Consider the following 25730-nt stretch of genomic DNA (forward strand, 5'->3'; position numbering starts at 1 on the left):
ATATATTCATTAGGGCGTATAGAGTCGATAAGTACCTTCCTGTAAAATTTCATATTTATCGTCGGATTTCTTCGCCCTATGGATAAAGATGTTATTAATCGACTTAACGAGAGCCAAAAGCTCGCGTTATACAGCCTCGCAAAACTACACCTTGCTGATCACCACAATGCCGGCTTTGTGGAAATGTTCAACGTGTATTTCTTAGTGCCTGATTATCATCACGACAATGTGCGATATATAAAGCAGTGGGGGGGAGGTGTCGCCGAGCGGTTATTTCTTCAACAACTGCCACAGTTCGAGAAGAAGGATATCGAAGACCTACAAAAACTGGGCTTGCTATCTGAAAGGGGGGTCGTTTACAAGCAGATAGATAGATTCGTATTCAGTAATCTGGGTCCAACTGTCGATCTATTTATACTGTTTGATGATATTGAATCTACAGTAAAACCAGAACATGGATCAAAAAACGATCCGGCTTCGCTGACTCTGCCCATTAACATCTTTAAGTAATATCCCATAAAAAAACCGCCCGAAGGCGGTTTTTTGGATAATGATTACTTCACGCTGTACGGGCATACTGTCCAATCACAGTAAGACCTTCGCGCTCAAGAAATGACGGGAAGCTGCGGGTGCATGTTGCATTCCACTCATCCAGCCAGTCTTGTGATTTTTCGCCTTGGCGAATTGGGTTAGGTGGCAAAAAGCGATGTACGGTTATATGCGGTAGTTCCTGATGAATACTGCACATCAGAGACTCCCCTGCCCGTTCACCTTCACCGATGGTTTTGCCATCCAGGATGCGGTCACGATCTTCAAATATCAGCAGGTCGGTCACACACTCAGGAATATCCATCAGCTCCATCAGCGTCGAGGCAATACCGCACCAAACTGGTATCCCCTCCGCCAGCATGATAGCCATACCGGTTTCTGGTCCTTCGCATACCGCCAGTACGCAGCGAGTTCGGCCTTGCTGATCCTGGCACATCAATGGATTACCAAGCTGAATGCTGCTACCTCGGACATCGTCGAGGCCGGACAGCTGCATCTTCGCATTCTCGACCAGCGGTGATTTGCTATACCCATCCTCGCTCAAAAAAATACGATGAAACGACACGGGAGTACCGTCTAATTTCTGGATGTAGAACAGCAGACCTGGCAAAAACAAGGTTTCACCATTGATACCGAAAGTCTTCAAGCGATAGCTAAACCCGACGTTACTTGGCAGCTGAAATGCCCCCAAACCTCTACTATGGAGGTAATTAAGTGCAAGTTGTGCCTGTGACGCATGGATTGCTTCACGCTCGACCTTTTGTAGTACCCATTGGTTCTTTGCCTTGGTATCTTCATCGAGCTGGGCCGAATTATCACGGTCGGTTTTCACCGCCTGCGCTTCCTGCACCGATACCGAAGAAAGATCACCACCACAGATTTCAATGATTCGATCCATTGCTTGTGTTTTTGAACACCCTTCAAGCCATGCAATTAAGTCAATACCATCACCAAAGCGACCGAAGTCGTTATGGTAACCGCCGCCTTTTTCACGCCAATCTTTGTATAAACGGAATACCGTTTTACCTTCTTGGCGAAGCGGACAGCGTACTGCACGCGACATACCAGCCGGTGAAGCCTGCATTGCTTCCTGCAGTTGGGGATAGGCACGCAGTACCGTTTCCCATCCACCACAGCGGCGAACAAGCGCGTGGGTGTCATCGATTTTACTTCTCAACATAATAATGCCTCCGATAAAGTCATGCCCTCGGAGTCCGAGGGCGATTGATCAGTAAACCGTGATAGACGCCAGCGCCTTTTCACGTACAAGTTTGCTCATTGTTTTGGGTAACTCACCAATATCACTGATAGTCTGGTAATGCTTAATGCCACCGTACTTATCGAACTCAACCTGTATTGATGCAACATCAATTCGGTCTTTGTTCAGGTCATCAACCATTTCCTCGACTTGCGCGACATTGTTGGGTTCGCCATCGGTAATCACCAGTACTTGCTTGCGTGGTTCATCCCGTGTGACTAGCAGTTTCTGCGCAGCCAGTAATGCCCAGTTGGTTGCTGTTCCCCCCATCGGACACTGGCCAAATTTTCCTAACGAAGCTCGCTGAGTATCCTCAAAGCTCTTGGTCAGGATTACATCATTATCAAAGTGCAGAACGGCCACAGCGACTCCGATATCCTCCAATGCTTTGGCGCATGCCGCTGCAGCATTGTTAGCTACCATCTGACGGTCATGGACATTCATGGAGCCAGAGCGGTCAACACAGATCACCATTGCTGATTTCACCGATTCAACTTGATCTTCGACATAAAAGATCTTGTTGTTGCCAGCCGGTACACCCGCCAGGAGCGTCTCGTCAAAATCAGCACCGCTATCGTCATAAGACACAGGTGCTTCAGACTTTGACCACATGGCCGACTGAAGCGACCGAGACAGGCCTCGAGAAGAGCGTGTGATCACAGGCTCCTGCATCCACCTATCATCACGGGGTGACTCATTGATTTTTGCATAGGCTCGTTGCACATCGCAGCTGGCAGGGTTCGCCTCGGCTCGCGTGTCGATGGCTTTGTCCAGTGCATCATGGACATCCTGGTAACCATCCGCGACGCTAGCCTCATCCTCAAACAACAACGGATTTGACTGACCTGCACCTTGACCGCCAGACTGTTGCGATGAAGGACTACCGGATTGTTCCCCCGGGTTTTCATCGGACTCACTACCAGCGCCTTGGCTTGATTGTCCATCCTGGCTATCACCGGACTCACCACCAGCACCTTGGCTTGATTGTCCATCCTGGCTATCACCGGACTCACCACCAGCACCTTGGCTTGATTGCCCATCCTGGCTATCACCGGACTCACCACCAGCACCTTGGCCTGGCTGCCCATCCTGGCTATCACCGGACTCGCTATCAGCACCTTGGCCTGACTGCCCATCCTGGTTATCACCGGACTCGCCACCAGCACCTTGGCCTGATTGCCCATCCTGGCTATCACCGGACTCACCACTAGCACCTTGACCAGACTGCGGCATTTGCGGCATCGAGTTGAACAGTTGCTTAACCAAGCCATAAATGACTTCGGCTTCAGCAAACGATTCAAAGCTGCTTGAAAGGCTCGCCCATCCAGACATGCGCCCCTCAATCTGATTCAGTTCTTGGCAAGGCACACCTTTGTCAATGAGCATTTGCTTGGCATTCAAACCAATACCTTCCAAATGCTCCTGCCCATCGACGCCGATCCCCCGCCCAGTAAAGAGCAGAAAATCGAACAGATGTTTACCAAGACTGTCGCTTTGTGCCGGATATGCCCAGTAACCTTCATCAAAAAGAAGATGGCTCATTCTGCGCAATACCCAGTAAGCGCCGGAAAGGTGCCGTATACAGCACATCTCCATCCGCACGTCCTCGATGATGTTGTTGATCGACCGGAGCATCTCAGAAGCCTTCAACTTGTCTTCGTTGACGCTAAGCACTTTAAAGTCGGTATGAGCAATGTGCCCACTCTCGTGTGTTGCCTTTGCCTCAACCAGCCCCAGCCATACCGCATCATCAGGGTCACCCGGGTTGATATTAATCATCGTCCCGTTAGTACACGTCGGCCCAGGGTAAAAGGTAACCTTTACATTAGACAGCGAGGTGTGGATCCGGGATATTGTTGCTACTGTTTTTTTCAATTTGCTCAGTTGCATGGTGTTCCTCCAGTTATAAAAAAAGTGGCCCTGGGAGGGGCCACTTTGGTCATTACCATTCGCCAAATCCGGTTTTGGATATTGGCTGATTGGCAGGGGTGTCGGTCACTGACGAGGACGTTACTTCGTCGGTAACAGACGTGGTGTTCAACTCATCCGGATCTTCTATATCCAGACTCGGTGAAATACACGATTCAAGCCGTTCGCGAGAGGTCATGGCCGAAACCATGCCAACACAAGCTTTTAGCGGTAAACCGCCTACATTGCCTGATTTGGGGACATCTTTAAGAATGTCATCCATTTCATCCACGAGGTCGGCAAAGCGTTCGTCGATAAACGACAGCTTATTAACCTTGTCACGCAGGCGACGTACGACGTTAATCGCCTTTTGACCTTTTTCGGTGTGTCCGCTTAACAGTTTGTTATGGATGTATTCGGCATCCTTGACGATTTCGTCATACAAGCTGTCAGAGAGCGACTCCGATGTTTTCTCGCTGTCATCTGCCAGGTAAGGCTTAAATGCCATTGGGGGACAGACTTCAAACGAAAACCGGCTGATAAACTCATCTTTCGACGATTTCAGCTTATCAATTAGGCTGGCGTTCTCAGGGTTGGCCTTTTTGTGATCTTCTATAAGAGTGTCAAAGTTCAGGTCGAGGTCATTCACCTTTTCCGCGAACTCCGCTTTGATCTTACTTAGACCATCCAACAACTTATCCAGGTCGCAGACCGGAATTGCGGTTAGGCGACCATAAGGAATTCCGCTAGAGCCAATAAGGCGCTGGGCACGGCGTTCCAGTGTCCCCTTGAATTTCAATGCATCTTTCGGAAACCACTCGATCCGCCCTTTACGGACAACCGAGCCAGTAACCTCAATATCATCGACCAGCATTTTGACTTCCTGTAAGGTTCGCTCGCCGTCCCGTCCGCGAGAGATGAAGTCAACAATGACCAATCCATCTTCCAGCGAATTAGCTTTGTCACCCACCTGTTCGGTTTGCGACTGAACCACATCTTCGATATCGATGGTTTGGTTATCATGTAGATCTTTCATAGGTGTTCCTCCAGTTAAGAGCTAACGGAGGGATCACGCCCCAGAAGGGGATTGATGTGACCCCTCTGGTACGGTTTGGGTAGGTGTTACGCGGTGACTAACTCACTGCGCTTAAACGCTTGTTTACGGTTGAAGGTATAACCCTTACGGGCTTTTTCCTTGAGCTTCTTAGCGCTGTAAGCCAGCGCTTCGTGGCTATTACTAAAGTCTTTGCGGTAGTAGTTGGGTTTTGCACCGACCGCGCCATACACAATATGTACAGCGTTACCGTCAAGTACGCATCCCCACTCCTTGCCACCGGCCCCCGTTGGACAGTGATAAACATCAAAACTTAAGCTATCTAAGTCGATGCCATCGGCTGACGACTTCGGAAAGTCAACCGGATCCACGGGGATTAAGCCTTTTTTGTGCTTTCCTCCAGCCAACCCATGCCCTCATCGAGTACATGGCCTGCCTTGGTGTGAAAAACCTGATCGACAATACGAGTAATATCCTCGCGATCGTCATTGTCCACACCATTCATGAAAACACTGTCAAACGCATTGCGCAGCGGCACTTTAAACCCGTTAGCAATGATGTAGTGGCACCACGACAACAGCACCCGCGTTGAAAACGCTGTGGTGATCCCGTCCTGGATATCTCCATCACGCTTAGGTCCCAGCATTGCATCACGCATCGCGTTGGAAAACTTGATCATCATACGTACCGTCTTCTTGTACGCCTTGAGTTCAGGGTGTTTTCCCATGATGATGTCGAACTCCAGATTGGGTTCAACATAGTTCAAGTGAATCACATACGAACGGTTACGGAATGCGGTATCCCAGCGGCGACTCGAAGGGTACAGGCCATTAAAATCACCCTGTCCATTTGTGTTCCCTGTCGTAATAAATCTATAGTTTTCAGCAGGATAGATAGTCTCTCCTGTATCATCTATAGTCCACGGTTTCGACATTTCGGCCGGAAGGTGCATCTTGGCGATAAAATCAAGCGACCCTTTATCGGCTTCATCCAACAGTGCAATTTTCCCGTACTTCATGGAATCAGCAACAGCTCCCAGCACGTAACTAGTCTCACCACCAGATAGCATCCAGCGTCCCTGCATTTTCTCAGGTCGCAAAGACGGGTTAACCGTGACCAGTTTGCATGGCCAGTTCATCCTGTGGGCGAACCAAAAGATGAAGTCGGTTTTACCTGAACCTGTCGGCCCGCACATGTGCAGGAAGTTCGGCCGCGACGGTGAAAGGAACCAGGCCAAGACCTGTTTCAACACCGCAGTATCCGGGATATACCCTTTTACTTCTTTGGGTACATCGGGATGGACATGCTTTGGCCTTTCGATGATGAGATCGACCTGAGGCGGAATGAAGGGCTTAAATACATCACGAAGATATACCTGCTCCATCTCGCTATAGTCGATTACAACATCGTTTGCTTCGTGCGTATCCAGTGGTTGTACGTTAGACATAGACATAGAAATTCCTCCAGTTAAGGATTTTTAATGAAAAAGTGGGTAGAAGACTTACCGGGCGTGGTAAGTCTTATTGGCATCGGCTAGCAGTCGCTGGGCAACTATTTCTAGCTCTGCGTTTTGGGATAAAACGGCCTTCTTCAAAAGGCGCTGGGCGCGCCTTTTTTTAGCGGCCGCTACGTCTTTAGACATAGTGATCACCTTTGAAGTTAGGACTGTGGAACAAAACCCTGCTGCCCACCTTGGGGAGCAAAGTGCTGTTGTGGTTGCTGCGGAACATTACCTTGAGGGGTATTGTTCTGCGGTTGCTGCGAGGCATTGTTCTGCGGCGCATAATTTTGTTGCGGAGCGTTACCTTGCGGCTGGCCCTGCGGTACAAAATTCTGCTGCGGAGCGTTACCTTGCGGCTGGCCCTGCGGTGCAAAATTCTGCTGCGGAGCGTTACCTTGCGGCTGGCCCTGCGGTGCAAAATTCTGTTGCGGAGCATTACCTTGCGGCATGTGCTGGGACGGTTGCTGAGTTTTTAACAAATTCAACTCAGCTTTGGTCACCTGTCCAAGTACACGGTTGACGCGGAACTCATTGCCCAATACCTGGTTACCATGTTTATCGGTATAGGCATTGGTAGTCAGTTCAGCATCGACTATCAGCGAATCACCTTTATTCAGACCATTTTTAAAGTTCTGATTAAAAAGCTTATCGCTGATGACTACGCGCACCCAGTGGGTTTCGTCCTGCCAGTTGTTATTGACCTGATACGAACGGGTCAAAGCAACCGAGACGTTGTACCAAGAGCCGTTGTTGCCACTCTTATGCTCCACCATGCCGACATTTCCGCCCAGGGTAAACTGGTTAAGATTGAGGGCATTATCAGGTGTTGGAGCAAAGCCAAAGAAGTCGAGCACCTTGTAATAGGTAGATGTGACCTTTGAGCCGTTGTTACCTTGAGCTTCAAAAGTCTGTACACACACCTTCATCAAGAGCTGGTTCCCAGGCTGGAGATCAAGCTCGTTAGCAACCGTGCACTGTATCTGAGCAGTACGTGATTTCGGTGCACCTTGTGAATCGTTCCAAGACGTTACCTGATCAACCCAAAAAGTGGTTTGACCGTTGGCCTTATTTGACTGTGTAACGGTGCCAGCAACGAAGCCAGTATTAGATCGAAATGCTTTCATGGGTGTTTCCTCCAGTTTCAATAAAAAAACGCCAGAGGAATCCCGGTGAGGGATTGCTCCCTGACGGGTATATGTTGACCGAGGTATGCGGTCAGGCATGACATCTCCAGGAGATGGTGACAAAGGCTGTGTCACGGCAGGGGGGTTAAAACCAAGACCCTAAGGTCACACAATCGATGATTGAGTAGTTTTAACGATAAGCATGTTGAGTATGGAGGGGCTGCTTGCCAATTAACCCAATTAGTGAAAGCAAATTCGATGATTAAGTACTTTTTCGCAGCCAGTTAAGAAGTTAGCGTCAACAACCGGCATGTTGTTCTCTAACCATTGACGAGCATTTCCCGAGCATGACTCAGATGCATGTCAGGGCGCTGGCTTTTAAGGTTCAGCTCACGAATGGCTTGCTTGGTCAGTTCCAATTCACACTCTTTCAGGAAAAAGGACGGCTCTTTGACAAACGACATGTTGAGCTCTTTTTCGGCGCGGGTGATACCAACAAAGAACAGCCGACGCTCCTCCTCGATATGCTCAAGGCCTAAGCCATCCTTGTCTTCGGCAGGTATTTTGTTTTCGTGGATATTGATGATGTAAACCCGGCCAAACTCCAGCCCCTTCGAGCCATGTAGGGTTGAAATCACAATATCATCGGGGCTGATCACGGTATTTTTCTTTGTGGGGTAAAACAGCACATTGTTGGCCATATCGTTAACGGCCTTATACAGCGATCCCATCCCCTTGGCTTTTTTGGTTAGCACATCGGAAATCGAACCGGCTATGCCAGTGGATTTCAGGTATCGCGACTGGCTGAGAAACAGCACCAGTTCACGCTGCCATTCTGCATTGGCCTGACCGTCTGCCGTCGCCGGTAACGACTTGCTGATTACATAATGCAGGTAGTTCCTTACCGAACCATTCAAGTTGTCCCTGCTTAATAGCTGCTGAAATATGTCATCCCGTGATAGCTTGTTGGCAATCATAGCCTTTGCCTCGTCGATAACCGACTCACACGATTGCATGTAGCCAAGTATTTCGGGAAGCAGCTCTGTCTTAAAGGGGTTGGTGGCCAGGGTGACAGCCTGCAGGTAGCCGATCGCATGCATGTTTTCCCAGAACGATTTGCCCCCCAGGCGGGTGATTTTCCTGTCGGTCATCGACGACAGCATTAGCTCTATCCCATCAAGCTCCAGGTTGGTTCTTGCTAGCACCGCCACTTCCCTGGGCTTGGCCAGTACCGAACTGATTATATGCGATGTCTGGCTTTCCTCAGTGTCAAAGCCGGTCACGGTTACATTCCCACCCGATGGAAAATGGCTCGACAGGACTTTATCAATCCGCTCTTCATTGAACGAGATCAGCCTGTCGGCCGTCTCCAGTATCCGCGGGTAGCAGCGGTAACATATCTTTAGGGAGTAAGCCGTGGCACCGAGATCTTGCTGAAAATTAACAAAGTTCTCGAAACCGCAAGCATTCCTGAACCGGTAAATCGATTGATCGTCATCCCCCACCGTGATAATCGTTACGCCGCGACGGGCATGCTCCAGCAAAAAATGGTACTGCAGCGGGTCAGAATCCTGGAACTCGTCAGCACAGATATGGGTCACCCCATCAGTGTCCATCAGCGACGGTACGCGCCCCTCGCGCATCCCGAGGATCACTTGCCGGCTAATTTCGTTGAAATCGGTATACCCCTCCTTGTCACGCAGTGTGCAGTACGCATCAAACAGTCGCAGCTGGGCTTTGGTATGCTTGGAGCGCTTGAGCTTGAGTTCCCTTCCCATCTCATCAATGATGGCTACACCATCGGAGAGTTTTAACTGCCGGCTGCTCACCTCCCGCATCACCCGCTCTATCAACATTTCCTGTCTGACACCCATCAAGATTGGCCTGGAACTATAGGCTTGGCGCCAGAGTTTAATGGCGCAGGAATGGAAGGTACTGGATATCGCACGGGAGCGAATTGACCGTGATAAGTTCTTGTCGAGTCGTGCCCCCATCCCCCTTGCAGCAGCATCGGTAAATGTCAGCATGGCGATGACATTAGCAGTGTCATCGAGTAGCTTGCGCTCAGCATAGCGGCTTGAGACTTCCGTTTTGCCGCTGCCGGGGATTGCGACAACCATAACATGGCCTTCGGCATCCACGACAAGCTGTTGATCTGGATTTAGCATGGTGACTCCTGTCTGGTTCGCTGTACTCAGGCAATACATCAACCCTAGCGAAAAGAAACCCGCCACTTACCGATTAATTAACCAATATCGTCTGCTTAATCGAAATTCACAGGCTTTCATGCTGCAAAAATAATGAGAGAAAACAGAAGGAGGAAAGTCATGGAGCGCGAGCAAACATTGCATCATTCAGACATCGAACTGGAAAGAGTAAAGCTGGCACTGGCAAGGCATACAGCCAACCAGGCTATCAGTATTGAGGCGTTTTGTTCTGGCGTCGGTATCACTATCGACATGGCAATAAAATCGCTTGACCGCAAAAGAGTGGTGGAATCCAGAATGCAATCGCTGATTGATCTATGCCGACCGGTTAATAGCCAAGAGATGAAAATAATCCAGGCAATAAGCCCAATGGTATTGTCATGGCTTGAAGATAGCGATTCCGAGCTCACAGCCGAAACACTGAGACAATTCCTGAATACTCAAGACAGAACCCCACATATTAAAGCAATTTTGCATCTCATTGCCCGTGCCAAACTTCATTAAGTAAATCAATAAACTGGAAGCATGATCAAGGAATATGCTTCCAGTTCAAAAAAAATATTTTCCCCTCTAGACTTAACAAATAGGCAATGAGATGTATATCAGTAGTAACTGATAACTATGCCTCGGGGTCTAACATGAAAAAACTACTTATTGCACTTGCTACTGTCGTTGGACTGTCAGGTTGTGCCAGCAGCCAACTTGGCTACAAGCCAAACCTTGCCAACCCGGAAAAGTCCTCTCTGGCCATGCAGGTAGTCAGCACGGTTGGCGGTGACCGATATTTTGATGATGCTAAAGCCCCATCCGGCGCACTCAATGATGTCGGGACGGCTGGTTACATTGGCCATACCGCGATGGGCTTTGTGTTCGATACGGCCCTGACAGGTTTTTTTACGGGCTTGCTCATCGATAACAAAAATTTCTGGCATGAAGAAAACGTAATTGTGTTTTTGGATGCCAATGAAGCATCAAAATTCAAGACTCAGCGAGAGGTAGGTCAGCTCGCGTTCGATAAAGTTAAATCAGCATATTCGCCAAGTATTTTGGCTTCGCTTGAACGTTACTTTGATATCGAGCCAGATAGGTACGGTGATTCAGTTGACGGGGTAGAGGAAAAGTGGGGGATTGGTGATGTTTACTATCATGGTTATGAGCTTCAAGGTGAGAATATATTTGCCCAGAATACTTTCGACGACAAAGCATTTGTAGGGTACGCAGCTCGCCTGGCTTATGTGTCGCAGCCTATCCCTGTTACTGAGTTGGGTAAACAGCTGCAGGCCACGATTCCTTTTGATTCCGTCGTCGCTGTACGACTAACATCATGGCATTTTGGCGACACTTCTTACGATTTATATGCCAATCCTGATTGGAAACTGCCTGAGAACACATACCTGCTAACCAAAGAGCGTGCAGTGAATGGCAAGAAGTTGAGGTTACCTGCGGTTATTAATGAAGAGCAGACTTACCTTTTCATTAAACCACAAGGCGGCAAGCAAGCTATCTATCGCACTGCTGATTTTGCCGAAGCCACAGATTGGACCAAGCCAAATAGCTAATTTACCCTTACTAATCAGGTTATAAAATGGCGCCTCGGTATCCACAGGCGCCATTTGTACATTTGAATCAGGCTATTAATTTGCATATTGCACTATGTGATTTGAAGTTTAGCAATATTTATCTATATTTTAGATAGGCGTGCTTCTGGACGTTCGGCCCCCCTTATTCTCAATTCACATCTCCGATCCCCCCCTTGGGCGTAATTTAAATCGGAGATAATAATCATGACAGCCAGGATACCTTATAATGAAGGCATACAACGAGTTGCAAAACTTACCGGCAGGACGTTTCTGTGCCTGCTAGACACCTATAAACATATACAGCGTGACGTTGCTCCGCGGCAATGGGTAGGTACTGATGAGCTACCGAGGCCTGAACTAGACCGCCTCTATTGGCGCGGTGTCTCGTCAAAAATAGTTGTGCGTTGTGACAAATGCGGTACGCACATACTTTCAACTGTTTCAAAAGAAACTTTCCGCGAGCGAAATCGAACCGAGCTGATATGCAATCACCCCCAGACTCCAGCAGAAATTATTATGCGTATTGAGGAGACTGGATTATTTAAATTTGAGCGCTGGGTCGGTCAGTTTAATTTTGCGCACAGTTACGCGCTGGTTTACTGTCAGTTGTGCGGCGGGATACAGAAAAAAAGGCTTTCAATATTTATGACCGGCATCAGAGCTGCACATGGTGTGGCTCCAGGCCGCGTTATGATGAGTTCTCATGCACAAAACGGATTGAGGACAACCAGGTTTTTGATGTCATCTGCTTTCCGGATGGATATCAAAATAAAAACAGCCTTGTAACTGTCAGCTGCAGGGAACGAGGTCACCTGAATGATGTTATCGCGCATAATGCGATGCGCGGATCAAAATGTTGGCACTGCTGCAATCAGGACGTGCGCGGTGTCGAACGGCGATTAACGGTTGAAGATCTGCGTGAACTGTACGAGAAAAATGGCCAAACCCTAATATCATTTGTTGGTGGAAAATATGAGTCGATAAGAAAGACTCAATCGATACAGCGATGCCATAACTGTTGTGTAGAATGGCAAAGCCTTGTCACACACGTATTACATGGTGGCGCATCGTGCGCCTGTATGTATCGCGAAAATTATTTTTTGTCCTGGACAACAGTAGAAAAAAGGCCCGGCGATCCGATTCATGTTTATTACGCCGAGTTTACTCACACTATAACGGGGGAGACATTTTACAAAATCGGACTCTCGAAATTTAAAAACCGGTTCGGCCAGCATGTCGGTGACTATAAGGTAAGTGTTAAAATTATCGACACAACAACTGTCTATATTGGTTATTTGCGTGAACAGCAGACCATCACTGACTATATGGAATACAAAACAGAGCCAGCGATCTTACGTAACGGCAAAAAGGGTACTGGCGAATGTTTCTCTGTTGATGTCCTGGGTTTATTTAACACCAAATAACTAATCCAAAGGCGATAACGGGCTGCCGCAGACCGGCGGCCTTGGCCATATCGAACAGTCCAGATTTTCAGGCGATGCATTCTCAACATTGGCATTGTTTGTATCGCTGATATTATTTTCTTCAAACCGCGTCTGGTTTAACTCGACAGGATCCAACGCAAACTCGTTGTTTGGCAATAACGGGTTGTCCGAGAGCGTTTCAATATCTAAATCGTTATGATCGACCACCACTCCAGAAGCCATCAAATAGCTCTCCCACTCAGATAGATCCAAGGTACTCCAGTCGAAATTAGCAGCCTGGTCAAATGTCATGCCCTCACATTGGCCACTCTGTGAATCAATGGTAATCCCAAGCACCGGCGCGGCCTGCTCCATTATGATCCGACCGAGTGGTGAGGGGTAACAACAGTAATATCGCCTATCAACGAGACAGCCGAATGGGCTCTTTTTAATACACTTGGTGCTGGTGTAAATACATTGTTTTTGGTCCAGTTTCATGCCCATTTCCATCTCTTTGTCCTCACACTGCGAAACCATCTGAAGGCCCAGTTTCACGAGCTGGTAAGCCGCATATGCCGCCATTATTGCCGTAAAGGCACCTGATATTGCCGGATTAAGCCCCGTAACAGTTTGTGCTCCAGCAGCACTACCTCCTGAACCAGCCGCACTGCCTCCAGTGGTAAACAACGCATTCCCGATACTCTCCGGCAGCATCTCATAGACTTTTTGCATTATCTGCTGCTTGAGCTCGTCAATGGTTTTGTCAAAGATCGCCTCACTGACAGCGTCGGCGATTGACGGCATCGTCGTAGAGCCCGACTCGGTGGCAACTTCACCGGTGACATTACGCACGACGTGGTCCCAGCCCGAAGAGAATGCATCGCTAACATAAGCAACACTGTCGTGCACCGGCTGTGACATCCCCTTCCAAGCTCCAACGACCATATTGCCCGAATCGATACCCATCATGATCTGATCAAGCTGATAAACGCTGTACATGCCCTTGATGTATTCAAAAACGTTGGTTTTCCCGGCTGTAATTTCGCAGCAGTTAAATCCCAGTCCGGTCTTCTCCACCCCGCAGTAATCCGGCGATCCCCGGAATATCTGGCAGGTACTGATATCGTCAGGGTTCTCACAAGAGTTGTTACCCTTGATATCCTCCAGCATGGAAAATACGGCCATTGCCTCGGCAAAGTCTTCATTGGTTTCGGGATTAGAGAAATTACAATCGCCACCAACGCATACCATCTCTCCAGTGCAGATGTTCTCCTCGGTGGTGTAGGTATAGTCGTTGTTCTGATAAACATTGCATTCATAGACCGACTCTGATGCAAACGCACGACCGGTCACGGGATCGACGAACTGAGGGTTAGACTGAATAAGACTGCAATCAGGGTTATCCCGGTAAGGTTCGCATCTGTCCGGGATCCGGCTGTTAATTTCGGAGAACGACCCACAGACTTCCGTCAGGTCATCAGGCCATCCTGGCACCCCGCAAACCTGCACGTTACCTGTCGGTTCGCAGCGATAATTGACCGCATTAGCCTTGGTACAACGGTTTTCAACGTTTTCACCGCCATAATAATTACCACCGTTATAGATAGTGATCGGTAGATCGCTGACTAAAGGATCATTGACTGGATCATAGTATGGATCTTCTTCTACACACTCCCATCCGGTAAAGGAGCAGATTTGCCCATTGCCAGGGTTGCGGTTGTTCGGGTGATCGCACTGGGGGTCAAAGAGGGAATTCGTACCGGGCAAGATGGTGCTTTCACAGGTATTTGATGGCTGGCTATAACCAATCTGAGCGGCACAACCCGGGGGGTTCTGCCTTATTACTTCACGGGTCCGGACATTGTTTTTGGTTTTCACCCGAAGCCACACGTACCCTTCCCCACCACCTTTGACGGCCACTTTGATATGGAACTTGATACGGCCATAACCCATCGCTCTGGCCTGATTGAAAGAGCTGGTTACATTCTTATTCGGGTGAATATTCCAGCTGGTTTTCCGCTCACAGTTGCCCTCTTCGGTCGGGAACCCATCACTATCAACGACACCACCTCCAGCATGCTGATAAATAATTTCATCATTGAGTTTGATTTGTATACTGTCGTCAAACAGCGCCTGCGATAAGGTCGCTGACTCGATCTCCAAATCATTACGCAGTTCAAACTCAACAAATGACGGGTAAATCTTACATAGCTGTCCCCCATCACCATAATAGTTGTTTCCGACCTTGCCGATAGCCAGATCAAAGGTCCGACTGTCAATGACCTTTACCTCACCACTACCGCCAGTTTTTTTGATCGGTTGCAGCAAGTGGCGATCCAATTCGCAAAGCTGTAGGTTAGAACGATCCGGCTCAATACAGCTATATTGCTGCCTGCCAACATATTCCCTACCCACAGTGACCTGATTAGTCTCCGTAGTGCAAGCGGAAAACAAGTCACTGTTAGGATCCCCGACATCCTGCGCTGCTTTATTCAGGTAGTCACTACTGTCCGTCATGATCGAGTCATCATGGCCTAGTGTCGTCCGCTGACCGATTGACCCTTGTAGAGTGTTATATGCGGCCACATCGAAGTCGCTTTCCTGCCCCCTTGTATTGCTGTCGATACGGTTGCTCAGTGTCTGGGCATTTTGCTGGAGCCGTTGTTCATCCTGATAGCTTCCATCAGCCTCAAAATGGTTTTCGGTAATAGCCCGGTCAACGTCCATCCCAAACAGCTCACTACGCCCCAGGGTTACACCGCCTATACTGGCCTGCCCTGTACTGTGGTCATAGCTCGGCGCTGACAAAATACCCAGGCTGTCACCGATTGCAGCCCTGCCATTATCCATTGAATTAGCCGAGGAGGCCGGTACGAATAACACCCAGAAAAAAGCAACATGCATCAGTTGTATTGCAAACGTATAAAGTGCAACGCCGGCAGAAGCTTGTAGCCACATAGTCTCTCCTTAACGCAGGCAGCAGTCATTCCATCGATAGAGCAGATAAACAAAATGCTCCTTGCCCGGCACATTACGCCCGAGCCCCCACTTCATTACCGACTCACCAAACTTGTGGCAGCACCGGCCGACAGTCGGGAAGCTGCTTGGTGCGGCCTGTGCGTCGCCGCTTTGATCCGTTGCCGACGTGTCTCCGGCCCCTTCAAGGCCCGACACGTTACCTGCAGCTTCAGGTACAGGAAACAACATTGAAACCCGGTACTGCGTTTTGGGTAGCATTGGGGCATATTTCGGTTTGCACTCCCCGGTGGTCATATGGTTGCCCATAGTAAGCAAGGCATTACCGCGACGATGCAGGGTGGCCATTACACGGGTCGTGAGTAGTGATGTGGTTCGGACAGGGTCGTCATTGGTTATGACATGGCCCGTAAGTGGGTAGAGATTTCCACTGCAGCCAGCACAAAAATACATCTCCTCAATTTCATTGCCAGCAATCGTGGCCGCGCAGTCGGCGGTGCACAGCGCCGTTGCCACTGGGTTAGCAAAAATTATGCTCTCCGGCGCGAGCAAAAAGGCAAGCATATCATCCTGGTACAGGGGGTCGGCTTCCGAAAAAAATGCTAAGTCCATGGTACTTAGCTGGTCATAGCTGCAGTCGTTGTTGACGAACATGTTGATCATCGCCATCAACGGGTACGTCCAGTATTTGTAATGAAAAAAGCTCGATTCAGTCTTTTCAAGGCTGCCGGGTGTCGTGGCGCGACCAGCCCGTGAGTTATCATCACTTAGCCTGGCTCCAAAACTCGGCATGCAATACGGGGTGGCCGAAAAACTGATCAGGCGAGAAGGCTGATAAAAACCGACGGGCATACCTAACTCCGGCACACCACCTTCATCCAGGCACATACACATCGGCCTGTCGCTGGCTGAGCCTGAGGGTTTATCCCCTCCTACCCCAGCAAGCCGGATTGGCAACAAGCAAGACCAACACATCTGGTCGATAATACCGGCAATGACATTGCCATTGGGGCAGAGGTCCCCTGTTAAGTCACTGACAGGGTCGTCTTCAGCCATCGCATTCGCTGACAGGCCCAGCAACAAAACCAATAACACCGACATTAACGCTCGCCCCATGGAAGCTCTCCTTAATTAGATTGTGCCTTGTCAATGGTCTGGCCTAGTGCGGTCATGACAGTGTCACTCCAGACCCGGATCTGCTCTGAGATTACAGGTTGCGTGTCAGCCAGGTAGATACCCAGAGCGATGCCGATCACCAAACCTACGACGAGTTTCATCATATAAACCTCCAATTTCCCCTACCCTTTTAGGCCTTGGAGGGAAAACGATAAGCGTAAATCCACACATACCCCTCAGCCTGTTAACTCCCACATGATTTGATGTATTCCTGTGGGCATGAAAGAACGAGCCTATAAATACCGCTTTTACCCAACCCCTGAGCAAGTCACCCTACTTGAACAGACATTTGGCTGTGTGCGTTTTGTCTATAATTCAATCCTGCGTTGGCGTACAGATACATACCGTAATGAGAAGACCCCTGTTAACTACGGCGCTGCCTCCAGCCGATTAACTGAGCTGAAGAAAATTCCTGAGCTCAGCTGGTTGAACGACGTTTCTTGCGTTCCATTGCAGCAGTCACTTCGCCATCAACAAATTGCTTTTAAAAACTTCTTTGAAGGCCGGACCAATTACCCGACTTTCAAAAGGAAACGCTCAAAGCAATCAGCCGAGTTCACCAAATCAGCCTTTAAGTACCGTGGCGAACAGCTTTTCATCGCTAAGTCCAGACAACCACTTAATGTACGATGGAGCCGTAAACTGCCAAGCGAACCAACAACTATCACTGTCAGCAAAGACAGTGCTGGTCGCTACTATGTCTCTTGCCTTTGCCGTTTCGAGCCAAAACCACTCCCGATTAGTAACAAGACAGTCGGTATTGATTTGGGCTTGAAAGACCTGGTTGTTACCTCCGAGGGCTTCAGGTCGGGTAACCCCCGTTATACGGCCAAGTACGCGAAGAAGCTGGCGAAAGCACAACAGCGTCTTTCCAGGAAAAAGAAAGGCTCTGCGAACTTCCATAAAGCCAGAAAGAAAGTCGCCCGCATTCAGGCAAAAATTGCTGACTGTCGCCGCGACTTCACCCACAAACTGACGACACAACTGATAAACGAAAACCAAGTGATTAGCTGTGAAAGCCTGAGCGTTAAAAATATGGTCAGGAACCGAAAGTTGGCCAAAGCCATCAGCGATGCCAACTGGGACAAGTTTATGCGCCAGCTTATCTATAAGGCTGAATGGTACGGTCGAACTGTTGTCCAGATTGACAAGTGGTATCCCAGCTCTAAACGCTGTCATTGCTGCGGTCATGTTGTCGACTCCTTACCGTTAAATATCCGCCATTGGATCTGCCCGGAATGTAAATCTATGCTGGACAGGGATACCAACGCGGCACTGAATATCAAAGCTGCCGGGCAGGCAGTGTTAGCCTGTGGAGCGTAAGTAAGACTTTGGGTTCTCCCGAACCTCAAGCGATACGCGATGAAACAGGAACCTCCAATCTTTCCCAACTTGTTGGGCTTGAAGCGAGGGGGACGATGCCAAGATTTCTGTTCCTTCTGCTGATTGTTGAAATGCTTGATGGTTTGCTGCGAGTAGTAGTCAATCTCATACACAGCACGGGGAGACGTGAATACCCTGACAGGGGTTGCCTGCAGGTTGAAATGGAGCTTGATATCGTCGGTCAGTAACGTGACCGGCATCTTGAGATCTCTTTGAAGCTGCTTGAAATGCTCAAAGCCCCGTTCGCGATCAATCTGGGTTGCGATTAGCTTCAAGCGGCCAGGCTTCTGATTTAGAACCTGATGCCTGACAAAAGCGACTTCATTTTCATCCGTAGCATCAAAGACCAAGATGGTCAGGGCGGTTGGAAGGTACATCAGCGGGTTAAAGGTATCGCCACGCCGAGCCAGCACCGTACCGTTGGTCGCCACCACATCCTCTTTCACTTCGACCGTTGGATCCATTTCAAGACGCTGGTCAATTTGTGATGGTGGCAGGGTGACAAACTTACGGCGTTGCCAATGCCGCTCAACGGCTACTTGCTGCATTTTTTGCCAGTCGATAGCGGCCATTCGGCTTTTCATCTCGACAATCAAATCCCGCTCGGCAATTCCAAATACCAGCCCCATCTCACCAAGGTCGATAAAGTCACTCCCTGACGATTTCACCATGGCCTCTTCGGTTTTTTCCTGTAGGTAGCTGGCGGAAATCAGGCCAGTTACCCGGCCGAAGAATTGACGTCCATCAGGTAGGGTGCGCTCGTAGACCATCGTCGGGACACGATCCACCTTAAAGCGATCGAACGCCATTGGATCTATGAAGATCCCGGCATTGTAGACATCCTTGACCTCCTCCTGACTCTGGGCCTGACGAATAACATCACTTTGGTGCTTGGCTAACAGCTGCTTCTGGGTAACAACATATTTCACCATGTCATTTAGGGAAGTGTCTTCCGGACGCATGCCCCGAAAAACTACCCTGGCACCCCACTCACTGGCCATCTGCAGTGTTTTTTTCATTTCCATCTCAGGCATGCTGGAGGAAACAAAGAGCCAAAGCACCTGCGGTGGTTCTGCTGTTTTTTCAGCTGCAGCCTTTCGTGGGACAATTTCTTCGGATTGGGGCAGGGTTTCAAGCAGGAACTGAGCGAGCTCCTGGGTATTAATTGATTGCTCGGCCGCCGGCACCGTCAGTGACTGTCGCTGACGGATAGCCGCGTTGATTTCATCCGCCTGCTGGCGTATCTCCACCAGCTCTTGCCGGAACTTGGCACCCTCCATGATCTCGTAACTGTCTTGCACCATATCAAGGTCGCTTTCAGTCAGGGCACCTTGGTTACCAGAAATCTCACGTCTGAGCTCAGTGTCATTTTTGGCATTGAGCATAACCTGCTGGCTATCTAACAACATGGCTTTGTCACTGTCGGTCAGCACTGAGGTATCAATCGCGGGTTGGGCATACGTATAGCTACAAAACAATGCCAGTACTGCAAGACGGTTAGAAAAGCGCATAACCTACCCCCTTTACCTGACCGTTATCGACCAACCCCCAATACCGGGAATCAAAGCTGGAAGAGAGGGTGCCAAGTGCGAAAATTTTTCCTTTCGGAATAAGCAGGGTCTTGGTGATATCGAGTGGTGACATCTGCGCATAGGTCAGCATACGTCTGGCGTCCAGGGCGTATTCGGTGGTCCCGCCCTCACGGTGACTGATCTTCACTTGCCTCGGAGTGATCTCAACCATATCGCCAGGGAGCGCCGCGGCAATTTTATTGAAGGTCGATCCGGCAGCGAAATACGGTTCAGCTGATTGGGAGCGGTATGAGAATAGCTGGCCGCGAGAAGGGTACAGATTGTGCTTATCTACCAATACTGCCGTGACGGGTAGGCACCCTGTTGTAGCCTGAGCAATTTCAACCCGATACTTATCCGTTGCCCATGCACCGCCAGTCAGCAGTACTGCAGTTAGAGAGAGAGGCTTTACAATCCGCCACCAGAACTGTGTAATTTGCATTAAAATCACCAACAACCATAAATAGTTCATTTATTGTTGTCGGGATTGGATTTCTGAATACCAATTAGTGAGGCAATTTTCGAGAGTTAATAGGATTTGTCATTCGCATTATGCATACCATTGCGCAAAACTGCTTGAATTTTGACAATACGTTTTATGTGATCATGATCTAAGGTCGTTAACAGGATTCGTTTTTATTACGTTCATTTCGTCATAATTAAATATGCCATATCTATGATTAATAAAAAGACATATTAGTTTACAATTAGTTACGTAAACACAAAGAAATGGCAGGCACAAAATGCCTATATTGGCATTCATTTGGCGCAATTATTGCCTAGCTAAGCAGACAGCCACCTAATTAATTGGATAACAAGATGCTGACTCATATCCATAGTGCAATCAATGATGATACCAAGTCATCTGCAAGTACCGAAAAAGAGCACGAACTCAAGAAGGAGCTGGAGTTAATCTTGGAGCGTGCATTTAGTATTTATGAGGACAATGCAGATAACCCGATGGTGATAGACACCAATCCAGTGATGGCATGGCGATACCTTACGACCCAGCTTGGTAAAATTGCCTGGCCTGATAATTTATCGACAAGCGATATCGTACCGGACTACACACCCAACGACGATCCTGTAGAATTCTATTTCGTTTACAACAATGTTCGTGAGTATATGTTGTCGCTATAGCCATTATTTTTATTATTTAGAAAATAATATACGATAAACGCCCTAAACAGCTGCCAATCATTTTTGTAGTATGCAGCCGTAATTAATAATTGCAGAACTCGCTGTTCAAATGGAAATATCAGCGTGGTGATTGTGTCTTAACTTTAATTACTGTTGATGTATCTCTCCATAAAAAAGGAGTGATACGATGAACCCATTAACGCCATACCCTACAAGCCAGCAACCTGCATCACAGCCATCACCCATCCCACATACCAGCGGGTCAGGGCAGTATACCCCGCAGTACCCGCAACCAAGCAGCTCTCCAGTGCAACAACCTTCGATGCCAGATAGTCCCCCTCAGGAAGTGTCTATCCGCCATCACAGTTTCAAGGTTCATGGTGGTAAGGCTGCACTGGATGTCCGGCCAACGGAGAAGGTCAGGAAAGCGGACGAAGGTGTCGTTGACCAACATGGCAAGCGCAATGAGTATCATACGATCCAACTGGAGAGCGCGCCCAAACTGCAGGGTCAAACCCGCGCCTTTGACTGGCAGCGCAAGGTCAGTATCCAACTGACACAAGAAGAGTTGCCGTTATTTATTGCAGTATGTCTGGGTCTGATGCAGAAAGTGAAGTTCGGAAACCACGGTGTCGGTGAGGACAAGGGCGCAAAATACTTCAGTGTCGAAAACCAGGGCTTGAAAGTCTTTGTGCAAATCGGCTGTAACAGTCAGAACAACAAGATGAACCTAGCACTGCCAGTAACCCTGCCGTCGGCCATACACATTGGTAATCTGGCATTGGCCCAGTATTGTAAAAACTTCGAGGGGTTAACGAGTGAAACTGTATTGCAGTCAATTCGCTATATTGCCAATGTATATTGCAATAATAACTTTGCCTCTATTGAAGACCGAATTCCAAGCTGAGGATTGAGATTACGCTTAGGAAAACCCCAAGACTAGCTTTTATTGAAGTGATAGGTGTGAACGACAAGTTTACTCACGCTATGCCGTTTTTTGAGGTAGCCACTTAATAGCTCTTTGTTATGTGCACTCACTTTACAAACCTTAATTAAAGCCATAATACACATGAGCACTGAAAGTGTTAAGAGCCACGAAAGTACGAATTTACCCGACAGAAGAACAAGCTGAGTTTTTGATAGCCCAGTTTGGCGCTGTTCGGTTCGCGTACAATAAGGCATTGCATATCAAGTCGCACACGTACCGTAGGCATGGTGTATCTTTGAGTCCGAAAAAGGACTTAAAACCACTTCTCGCTATCGGTAAAAAGTCACGCAAATATCAGTGGTTGAAGCAGTTTGATTCGATAGCTCTACAGCAATCGGTTATCAATCTGGATAAAGCCTTTTCAAACTTCTTCGACCCGAAGTTAAAAGCCCGTTATCCACAGTTCAAGCGAAAGCATGGCAAGCAATCCAGCTACCATTGCGTCGGCGTTAGGGCGCTGGACGGAGCTATCAAGCTTCCGAAAATGCAGCCAATAGAGGCCAACATTCACCGCGAGATCTCCGGTAAGGTTAAGAGCATTACTGTCAGCTTTAGCAAGACGGGTAAGTTCTACGCCTCGATACTGGTTGATGATGGACTGGAAGCACCAACGCCAGCACATGAGATTGATACCGTGACAGGAATCGATCTGGGGTTGTCTCATTACGCCATTCAGTCAAATGGCAAGAAAGAGGCTAACCCACGATTTGTACAACGCGCTGAGAGAAACCTCAGACGCAAACAACGCCAGTTGTCCAGAAAGGCAAAGGGCAGCGCAAACCGAGCGAAAACTCGCTTGCTGGTTGCCAAGTGTCATGAAAAGACAGCGTACGCCAGAGCTGATTATCAACACAAACTATCTCACTCTTTGATTTCCGAAAACCAAGCGATCATCGTTGAGACGTTGAGATCAGCCAACATGATGAAAAACCGCAGACTAGCGAAGCACATAGCCGATGCCAGTTGGCACAGCTTTGTGTTGAAGCTGGAATATAAGGCGAAAGAACAGGGTAAGCATTTGGTCAAGCTTGATCAGTGGTTTGCCAGTTCTAAAACTTGTCATTGTTGTGGTTACAAAATGGAAGAAATGCCTTTATCTGTTCGTAAATGGGATTGTCCTGATTGCGGAACGAAAGGAATAGATCGGGATGTTAATGCCGCTCTCAATATCCGTGATAAAGGTATTCTGAAATTAAAAGCGGCGGGACACGTCGTTACTGCTTGCGGAGGCTTGCGTAAATCCAGTCACGAACTGGTTGCGGCCTGAGAAACAAGAAGCATCGCCCGATCAGGGCGGTGAGAAGTCACCTGCTGATAGACCTCAGGGAAGTAGCGACGCAAGTTATATGCAGCAAATGCCGGAGATGATTCGCTCAGAACGTCATGATCCGGATCTGCCTTCAGGATCTCTTCAACCGCATGGACGGCAGCGGCTGGTCGATAGAAACCGGGAACAAGGTCCTCCGCTTCCGTCTAGGATTTTCCGGTATAAAAGCCAATTGTCAGCCCCTCCCCGGTCGCCAGGTAATAAAAGCTTGCAAGATACATCGCTCCCCCCATCATCTCTTTCTTTAACGGGTATCTAAGCCCGCGACTTCTGCTCTACGAGGAAGTTATCCATCAAATTCCCCGAGTTGATTTTGGTACAAAAAGCCAACCGGATACTTATCAGAAAAACTGAAGTAAGTCGTAGCTGGGGAAACCAAACCCGCTATATGTGTTGTGGGCCAAATTCCAACTAATGCCCGGCCGGAAATGATTTGCTCAAAATCGCTCTGTTTTACAACCAGTGGCCATTTTGACTTATTGGCTGCATACGCCTTTACCAGCATCGGCCCGGCGAGGCCAGTCGGTGACGTATACAGCCTCAGCGACACCTGCCCATTTTCCCATTGTGGTGTCAGGTGCAACCCATCGGACTTGCAGCTGGCACCGTACTTGATTTCGAAGGGATGCTGCCCCCAGTGCTGGTCGCCTTGTACAAATCGGCGAAACGACTCTGGATCATCGTCTGGCAGCGACAGCATGCCACCATCCCGGCCGTCGGCAAAGCGCCGATAGCAAGCTTTTGGTTCCAGTCCCTGGCAATTAAAACCAAGGCTTAAATAAATATCCCGACATGCCGATAGGTAGTCGCGCAGCGACATCGATGGCCTGATGACCGGTTCCGCTAGCGCCAGAAAGGCTTCACGCTCCTCGGCGCTGGTCTCTTGCCACAGCGTATGGGCCTCTTTTGCCAACCGTTCCGGCAAGTCCCAGATTTTGATTGTCCGCTAACAGGCATGTTCCGGCACCGACTCAGGTGCAACCGGTGACTGCAGCGCCTTGACGACATTTGCCAGTAATCCCTCCAGGATAGCGTTCCGCTGTACCGCCGGCAGTGCATCAACCATCCTGATATACAAAACGCACTTGTCTAAATCTAAAGTCAGCTCAAATTGGTCAAAGGTGATGTGTATAAAGGGGTTGATAGTGTTCTTGGCAAGGATCACACTGACAAGTGCATGCTTTGGGAATAACTCTGGCTTCCAGTGCTCGTACATATCGTCATGGCGGTCAGCATACTGATTAAACGCCCCTACCATCTGCAGATAGCTATCTTCACGGGAAAGTGACAACCAACGGGGTTCCAAATAGTGGAGATGATGCCTTGGTGTTAGCTCCAGCCCAACAAGTAACTCATCAATTTGCTTGATAAATGATTTAATACGAGGCGAACCAATTTCTAGTTCATCTTCATAGTTATCTGTTACCAGCATAGCCTGCCACTTTGTCTGTACCAGCATCTTGTCAGCCGTCGCCTGTTCCACTCCAGTCCTGCCTTACTTACAACTGTATATTCACACAGTGTAGCATGGAGGTATTTATTGCTCCTAATATCAAAAAGGAACCTAAGCAGCTTATGGGTAGTACATAATCATCAACGCCTGCGTGACTAGAAGGTGGACAAAAACGTGTTTCAAGTTGGCCTAGTGAATGTCTGGAAATGGCACAGAATTACCGCCTTTAGCATCTAAACCTCTACTACGTTCTCCCCTGATAGAGATAAAATCTCCGCATCAGAATTACCGAGAAACTCTATGTTTATCCATCATGTTAACGGCATCGACTGGCTGGTGATTACAGCTTTTGAAGAACTGAAAACTATATTTATCGAAGAAGCCGGTGCGATCCCCTCTTGCTTCTCTACCGCCAGCGAATTGAACCTGATTGATCAAGCCAAGCGCACTTATGGATATTTGCCTACACTCAGCGGCGTAATCACCGATACCGGCACTTTTCAAAGCCAGGATAACGAAGAAGATTTGAACCCACAGCTTGCCTGCCTAGTTGAGGGGCGTGGTCGGGTGTTTATCTATCACGGCGGCTTTGTGGCTTTTGTGGATGACGAGCAAACCTTTATTACCCGAATGGACTGAAAATTATTCAGTAAGTTGAAATCGGCGAATTGGCATCCCTAGCCGTTCATCCGCAAGCGTTTCGTTTATTAACAGGGTGCGAATTGAATGGAGCCGGATCCTAGCTTCAATAAGAAAAGCAATGCTGCGGTTAACTGGCGAGCTGAACCAGAATAGATAGTTTTGCCAAACTTCCTCGGCTCTTCTCCGGTTAGGTGAGCTTGATTTCTGGATAAAAAATTGAATGCGTTTCTTTGGTCGATGTTTGTCTAATCTTTAACTTAAAATACTCTGTGTCTCTAACTCCGCGAGCTCTTCGTCTCAAAAGGCCAATAGACACGTTGCCTGCTTCCACACGAGCATTCGTCAGCCTATATTTAGCGTAATTACATATGCCGACTCTTCTCTCCCAGAGAGTGCGTATTTCGGCTGACGTGACCACTGATTTCGTTTTTATTCGACCACCTTTTTCAGCTCCTCTTTTCTCTTCCTA

General features: G+C 48.5%; 24 protein-coding genes and 2 pseudogenes. 10 read left to right on the plus strand and 16 right to left on the minus strand.

The features are described 5' to 3' along the window. Positions 1-78 precede the first annotated feature (78 nt). Complete coding sequence (locus Q0852_RS20080) at positions 79-510, plus strand: hypothetical protein (RefSeq protein ID WP_299021286.1); 432 nt, start codon at positions 79-81, stop codon at positions 508-510. Between the two features lie 49 nt (positions 511-559). Here Q0852_RS20080 and Q0852_RS20085 read toward each other — a convergent pair whose 3' ends face one another. The 8 genes from Q0852_RS20085 to Q0852_RS20120 form a co-directional block, all read right to left on the minus strand. Further along, positions 560-1729: a toprim domain-containing protein gene (locus Q0852_RS20085; RefSeq protein WP_299021288.1), complete on the minus strand. Its 1170-nt coding sequence runs from the start codon at positions 1727-1729 to the stop codon at positions 560-562. A 48-nt stretch (positions 1730-1777) separates the two neighbouring features. Beyond that, positions 1778-3697: a VWA domain-containing protein gene (locus tag Q0852_RS20090; protein ID WP_299021290.1), complete on the minus strand. Its 1920-nt coding sequence runs from the start codon at positions 3695-3697 to the stop codon at positions 1778-1780. Between the two features lie 52 nt (positions 3698-3749). Further along, complete coding sequence (locus Q0852_RS20095; RefSeq protein ID WP_299021292.1) at positions 3750-4751, minus strand: DUF3150 domain-containing protein; 1002 nt, start codon at positions 4749-4751, stop codon at positions 3750-3752. An 86-nt stretch (positions 4752-4837) separates the two neighbouring features. Then, positions 4838-5140 carry a WGR domain-containing protein gene (locus Q0852_RS20100; protein WP_299021294.1) on the minus strand — a complete coding sequence of 101 codons (303 nt, stop codon included), beginning with the start codon at positions 5138-5140 and terminating at the stop codon, positions 4838-4840. A 5-nt stretch (positions 5141-5145) separates the two neighbouring features. After that, the gene (locus Q0852_RS20105; protein WP_299021298.1) at positions 5146-6222 is read right to left on the minus strand and encodes an AAA family ATPase; all 1077 of its coding nucleotides are present in this window, start codon (positions 6220-6222) and stop codon (positions 5146-5148) included. 48 nt (positions 6223-6270) lie between these two features. After that, a complete protein-coding gene (locus Q0852_RS20110) occupies positions 6271-6411 on the minus strand; it encodes a hypothetical protein (RefSeq protein WP_299021300.1) in 141 nt (46 codons plus the stop codon). A gap of 17 nt (positions 6412-6428) precedes the next feature. Continuing rightward, complete coding sequence (locus Q0852_RS20115; protein ID WP_299021302.1) at positions 6429-7394, minus strand: single-stranded DNA-binding protein; 966 nt, start codon at positions 7392-7394, stop codon at positions 6429-6431. 320 nt (positions 7395-7714) lie between these two features. Beyond that, entirely contained in the window at positions 7715-9562 is a 1848-nt protein-coding gene (locus Q0852_RS20120; RefSeq protein ID WP_299021304.1) for an ATP-dependent helicase, read from the minus strand. A gap of 159 nt (positions 9563-9721) precedes the next feature. On the opposite strand from Q0852_RS20120, the gene Q0852_RS20125 reads away from it, so the two are divergent. The 4 genes from Q0852_RS20125 to Q0852_RS20140 all read left to right on the plus strand — a co-directional run bounded on the left by Q0852_RS20125 (position 9722) and on the right by Q0852_RS20140 (position 12605). Next, complete coding sequence (locus tag Q0852_RS20125; RefSeq protein ID WP_299021306.1) at positions 9722-10105, plus strand: hypothetical protein; 384 nt, start codon at positions 9722-9724, stop codon at positions 10103-10105. Between the two features lie 134 nt (positions 10106-10239). Beyond that, positions 10240-11160: a hypothetical protein gene (locus Q0852_RS20130; protein ID WP_299021308.1), complete on the plus strand. Its 921-nt coding sequence runs from the start codon at positions 10240-10242 to the stop codon at positions 11158-11160. 225 nt (positions 11161-11385) lie between these two features. Continuing rightward, on the plus strand, positions 11386-11967 hold the full coding sequence (locus tag Q0852_RS20135; RefSeq protein ID WP_299021310.1) for a hypothetical protein: 582 nt from the start codon (positions 11386-11388) through the stop codon (positions 11965-11967). Positions 11968-12059: 92 nt separating this feature from the next. After that, positions 12060-12605: a hypothetical protein gene (locus tag Q0852_RS20140; RefSeq protein WP_299021312.1), complete on the plus strand. Its 546-nt coding sequence runs from the start codon at positions 12060-12062 to the stop codon at positions 12603-12605. On the opposite strand, the gene traN is transcribed toward Q0852_RS20140, so the two are convergent. From traN to Q0852_RS20155, 3 genes are read right to left on the minus strand one after another with little or no spacing between them, the layout of a single operon-like run. Beyond that, positions 12606-15563, minus strand: coding sequence for a conjugal transfer protein TraN (gene traN / locus Q0852_RS20145; protein ID WP_299021314.1), 2958 nt, complete (start codon positions 15561-15563; stop codon positions 12606-12608). It abuts the gene before it with no gap. A gap of 9 nt (positions 15564-15572) precedes the next feature. After that, entirely contained in the window at positions 15573-16697 is a 1125-nt protein-coding gene (locus Q0852_RS20150; protein WP_299021316.1) for a TraU family protein, read from the minus strand. Between the two features lie 11 nt (positions 16698-16708). Next, on the minus strand, positions 16709-16861 hold the full coding sequence (locus tag Q0852_RS20155) for a hypothetical protein (RefSeq protein ID WP_299021318.1): 153 nt from the start codon (positions 16859-16861) through the stop codon (positions 16709-16711). Positions 16862-16976: 115 nt separating this feature from the next. On the opposite strand from Q0852_RS20155, the gene Q0852_RS20160 reads away from it, so the two are divergent. Continuing rightward, a complete protein-coding gene (locus tag Q0852_RS20160) occupies positions 16977-18080 on the plus strand; it encodes an RNA-guided endonuclease TnpB family protein (RefSeq protein WP_299021320.1) in 1104 nt (367 codons plus the stop codon). A gap of 824 nt (positions 18081-18904) precedes the next feature. Here Q0852_RS20160 and Q0852_RS20165 read toward each other — a convergent pair. Then, a pseudogene (locus Q0852_RS20165) lies at positions 18905-19651 on the minus strand (TrbC family F-type conjugative pilus assembly protein); the annotation flags it as partial. After that, positions 19638-20153 (minus strand): S26 family signal peptidase, encoded by a 516-nt coding sequence (locus Q0852_RS20170; protein ID WP_299021322.1) that lies wholly within the window; start codon positions 20151-20153, stop codon positions 19638-19640. The gene Q0852_RS20170 and the pseudogene Q0852_RS20165, both read right to left, overlap by 14 nt. A gap of 377 nt (positions 20154-20530) precedes the next feature. Here Q0852_RS20170 and Q0852_RS20175 point away from each other — a divergent pair, with 377 nt between their 5' ends. The 3 genes from Q0852_RS20175 (at position 20531) to Q0852_RS20185 (ending at position 23106) form a co-directional block, all read left to right on the plus strand. Further along, positions 20531-20851 (plus strand): hypothetical protein, encoded by a 321-nt coding sequence (locus Q0852_RS20175; protein ID WP_299021324.1) that lies wholly within the window; start codon positions 20531-20533, stop codon positions 20849-20851. 187 nt (positions 20852-21038) lie between these two features. Then, positions 21039-21758, plus strand: coding sequence for a hypothetical protein (locus Q0852_RS20180; RefSeq protein ID WP_299021327.1), 720 nt, complete (start codon positions 21039-21041; stop codon positions 21756-21758). Positions 21759-21933: 175 nt separating this feature from the next. Further along, positions 21934-23106, plus strand: coding sequence for an RNA-guided endonuclease TnpB family protein (locus Q0852_RS20185; protein WP_299021328.1), 1173 nt, complete (start codon positions 21934-21936; stop codon positions 23104-23106). A 346-nt stretch (positions 23107-23452) separates the two neighbouring features. On the opposite strand, the gene Q0852_RS20190 is transcribed toward Q0852_RS20185, so the two are convergent. Together Q0852_RS20190 and Q0852_RS20195 are read right to left on the minus strand one after the other, a co-directional pair. Further along, a complete protein-coding gene (locus Q0852_RS20190) occupies positions 23453-23986 on the minus strand; it encodes a hypothetical protein (RefSeq protein ID WP_299021330.1) in 534 nt (177 codons plus the stop codon). 126 nt (positions 23987-24112) lie between these two features. Further along, complete coding sequence (locus tag Q0852_RS20195) at positions 24113-24649, minus strand: hypothetical protein (RefSeq protein WP_299021332.1); 537 nt, start codon at positions 24647-24649, stop codon at positions 24113-24115. 270 nt (positions 24650-24919) lie between these two features. Between Q0852_RS20195 and Q0852_RS20200 the strand changes: the two genes are divergently transcribed. After that, positions 24920-25258, plus strand: a complete 339-nt coding sequence (locus Q0852_RS20200; RefSeq protein WP_039468545.1) for a hypothetical protein — start codon at positions 24920-24922, stop codon at positions 25256-25258. Positions 25259-25448: 190 nt separating this feature from the next. On the opposite strand, the pseudogene Q0852_RS20205 reads toward Q0852_RS20200, so the two are convergent. Further along, positions 25449-25652, minus strand: a pseudogene (locus Q0852_RS20205) (transposase); the annotation flags it as partial. Positions 25653-25730: the final 78 nt, after the last annotated feature.

The sequence above is a fragment of the uncultured Photobacterium sp. genome (assembly GCF_947502415.1).
GTDB lineage: Bacteria > Pseudomonadota > Gammaproteobacteria > Enterobacterales > Vibrionaceae > Photobacterium.

Excerpts from the sequence above, each read along its gene's own strand:
- Q0852_RS20080 (WP_299021286.1), top strand. The coding sequence starts at position 79 with ATGGATAAAGATGTTATTAATCGACTTAACGAGAGCCAAAAGCTCGCG.
- Q0852_RS20135 (WP_299021310.1), top strand. The coding sequence starts at position 11,386 with ATGACAGCCAGGATACCTTATAATGAAGGCATACAACGAGTTGCAAAA.
- Q0852_RS20180 (WP_299021327.1), top strand. The coding sequence starts at position 21,039 with ATGAACCCATTAACGCCATACCCTACAAGCCAGCAACCTGCATCACAG.
- traN (WP_299021314.1), bottom strand. The coding sequence starts at position 15,563 with ATGTGGCTACAAGCTTCTGCCGGCGTTGCACTTTATACGTTTGCAATA.
- Q0852_RS20155 (WP_299021318.1), bottom strand. The coding sequence starts at position 16,861 with ATGATGAAACTCGTCGTAGGTTTGGTGATCGGCATCGCTCTGGGTATC.
- Q0852_RS20190 (WP_299021330.1), bottom strand. The coding sequence starts at position 23,986 with ATGTCGCTGCGCGACTACCTATCGGCATGTCGGGATATTTATTTAAGC.
- Q0852_RS20085 (WP_299021288.1), bottom strand. The coding sequence starts at position 1,729 with ATGTTGAGAAGTAAAATCGATGACACCCACGCGCTTGTTCGCCGCTGT.
- Q0852_RS20130 (WP_299021308.1), top strand. The coding sequence starts at position 10,240 with ATGAAAAAACTACTTATTGCACTTGCTACTGTCGTTGGACTGTCAGGT.
- Q0852_RS20095 (WP_299021292.1), bottom strand. The coding sequence starts at position 4,751 with ATGAAAGATCTACATGATAACCAAACCATCGATATCGAAGATGTGGTT.
- Q0852_RS20175 (WP_299021324.1), top strand. The coding sequence starts at position 20,531 with ATGCTGACTCATATCCATAGTGCAATCAATGATGATACCAAGTCATCT.
- Q0852_RS20125 (WP_299021306.1), top strand. The coding sequence starts at position 9,722 with ATGGAGCGCGAGCAAACATTGCATCATTCAGACATCGAACTGGAAAGA.
- Q0852_RS20120 (WP_299021304.1), bottom strand. The coding sequence starts at position 9,562 with ATGCTAAATCCAGATCAACAGCTTGTCGTGGATGCCGAAGGCCATGTT.
- Q0852_RS20090 (WP_299021290.1), bottom strand. The coding sequence starts at position 3,697 with ATGCAACTGAGCAAATTGAAAAAAACAGTAGCAACAATATCCCGGATC.
- Q0852_RS20110 (WP_299021300.1), bottom strand. The coding sequence starts at position 6,411 with ATGTCTAAAGACGTAGCGGCCGCTAAAAAAAGGCGCGCCCAGCGCCTT.
- Q0852_RS20115 (WP_299021302.1), bottom strand. The coding sequence starts at position 7,394 with ATGAAAGCATTTCGATCTAATACTGGCTTCGTTGCTGGCACCGTTACA.
- Q0852_RS20150 (WP_299021316.1), bottom strand. The coding sequence starts at position 16,697 with ATGGGGCGAGCGTTAATGTCGGTGTTATTGGTTTTGTTGCTGGGCCTG.
- Q0852_RS20160 (WP_299021320.1), top strand. The coding sequence starts at position 16,977 with ATGAAAGAACGAGCCTATAAATACCGCTTTTACCCAACCCCTGAGCAA.
- Q0852_RS20105 (WP_299021298.1), bottom strand. The coding sequence starts at position 6,222 with ATGTCTATGTCTAACGTACAACCACTGGATACGCACGAAGCAAACGAT.
- Q0852_RS20170 (WP_299021322.1), bottom strand. The coding sequence starts at position 20,153 with ATGCAAATTACACAGTTCTGGTGGCGGATTGTAAAGCCTCTCTCTCTA.
- Q0852_RS20200 (WP_039468545.1), top strand. The coding sequence starts at position 24,920 with ATGTTTATCCATCATGTTAACGGCATCGACTGGCTGGTGATTACAGCT.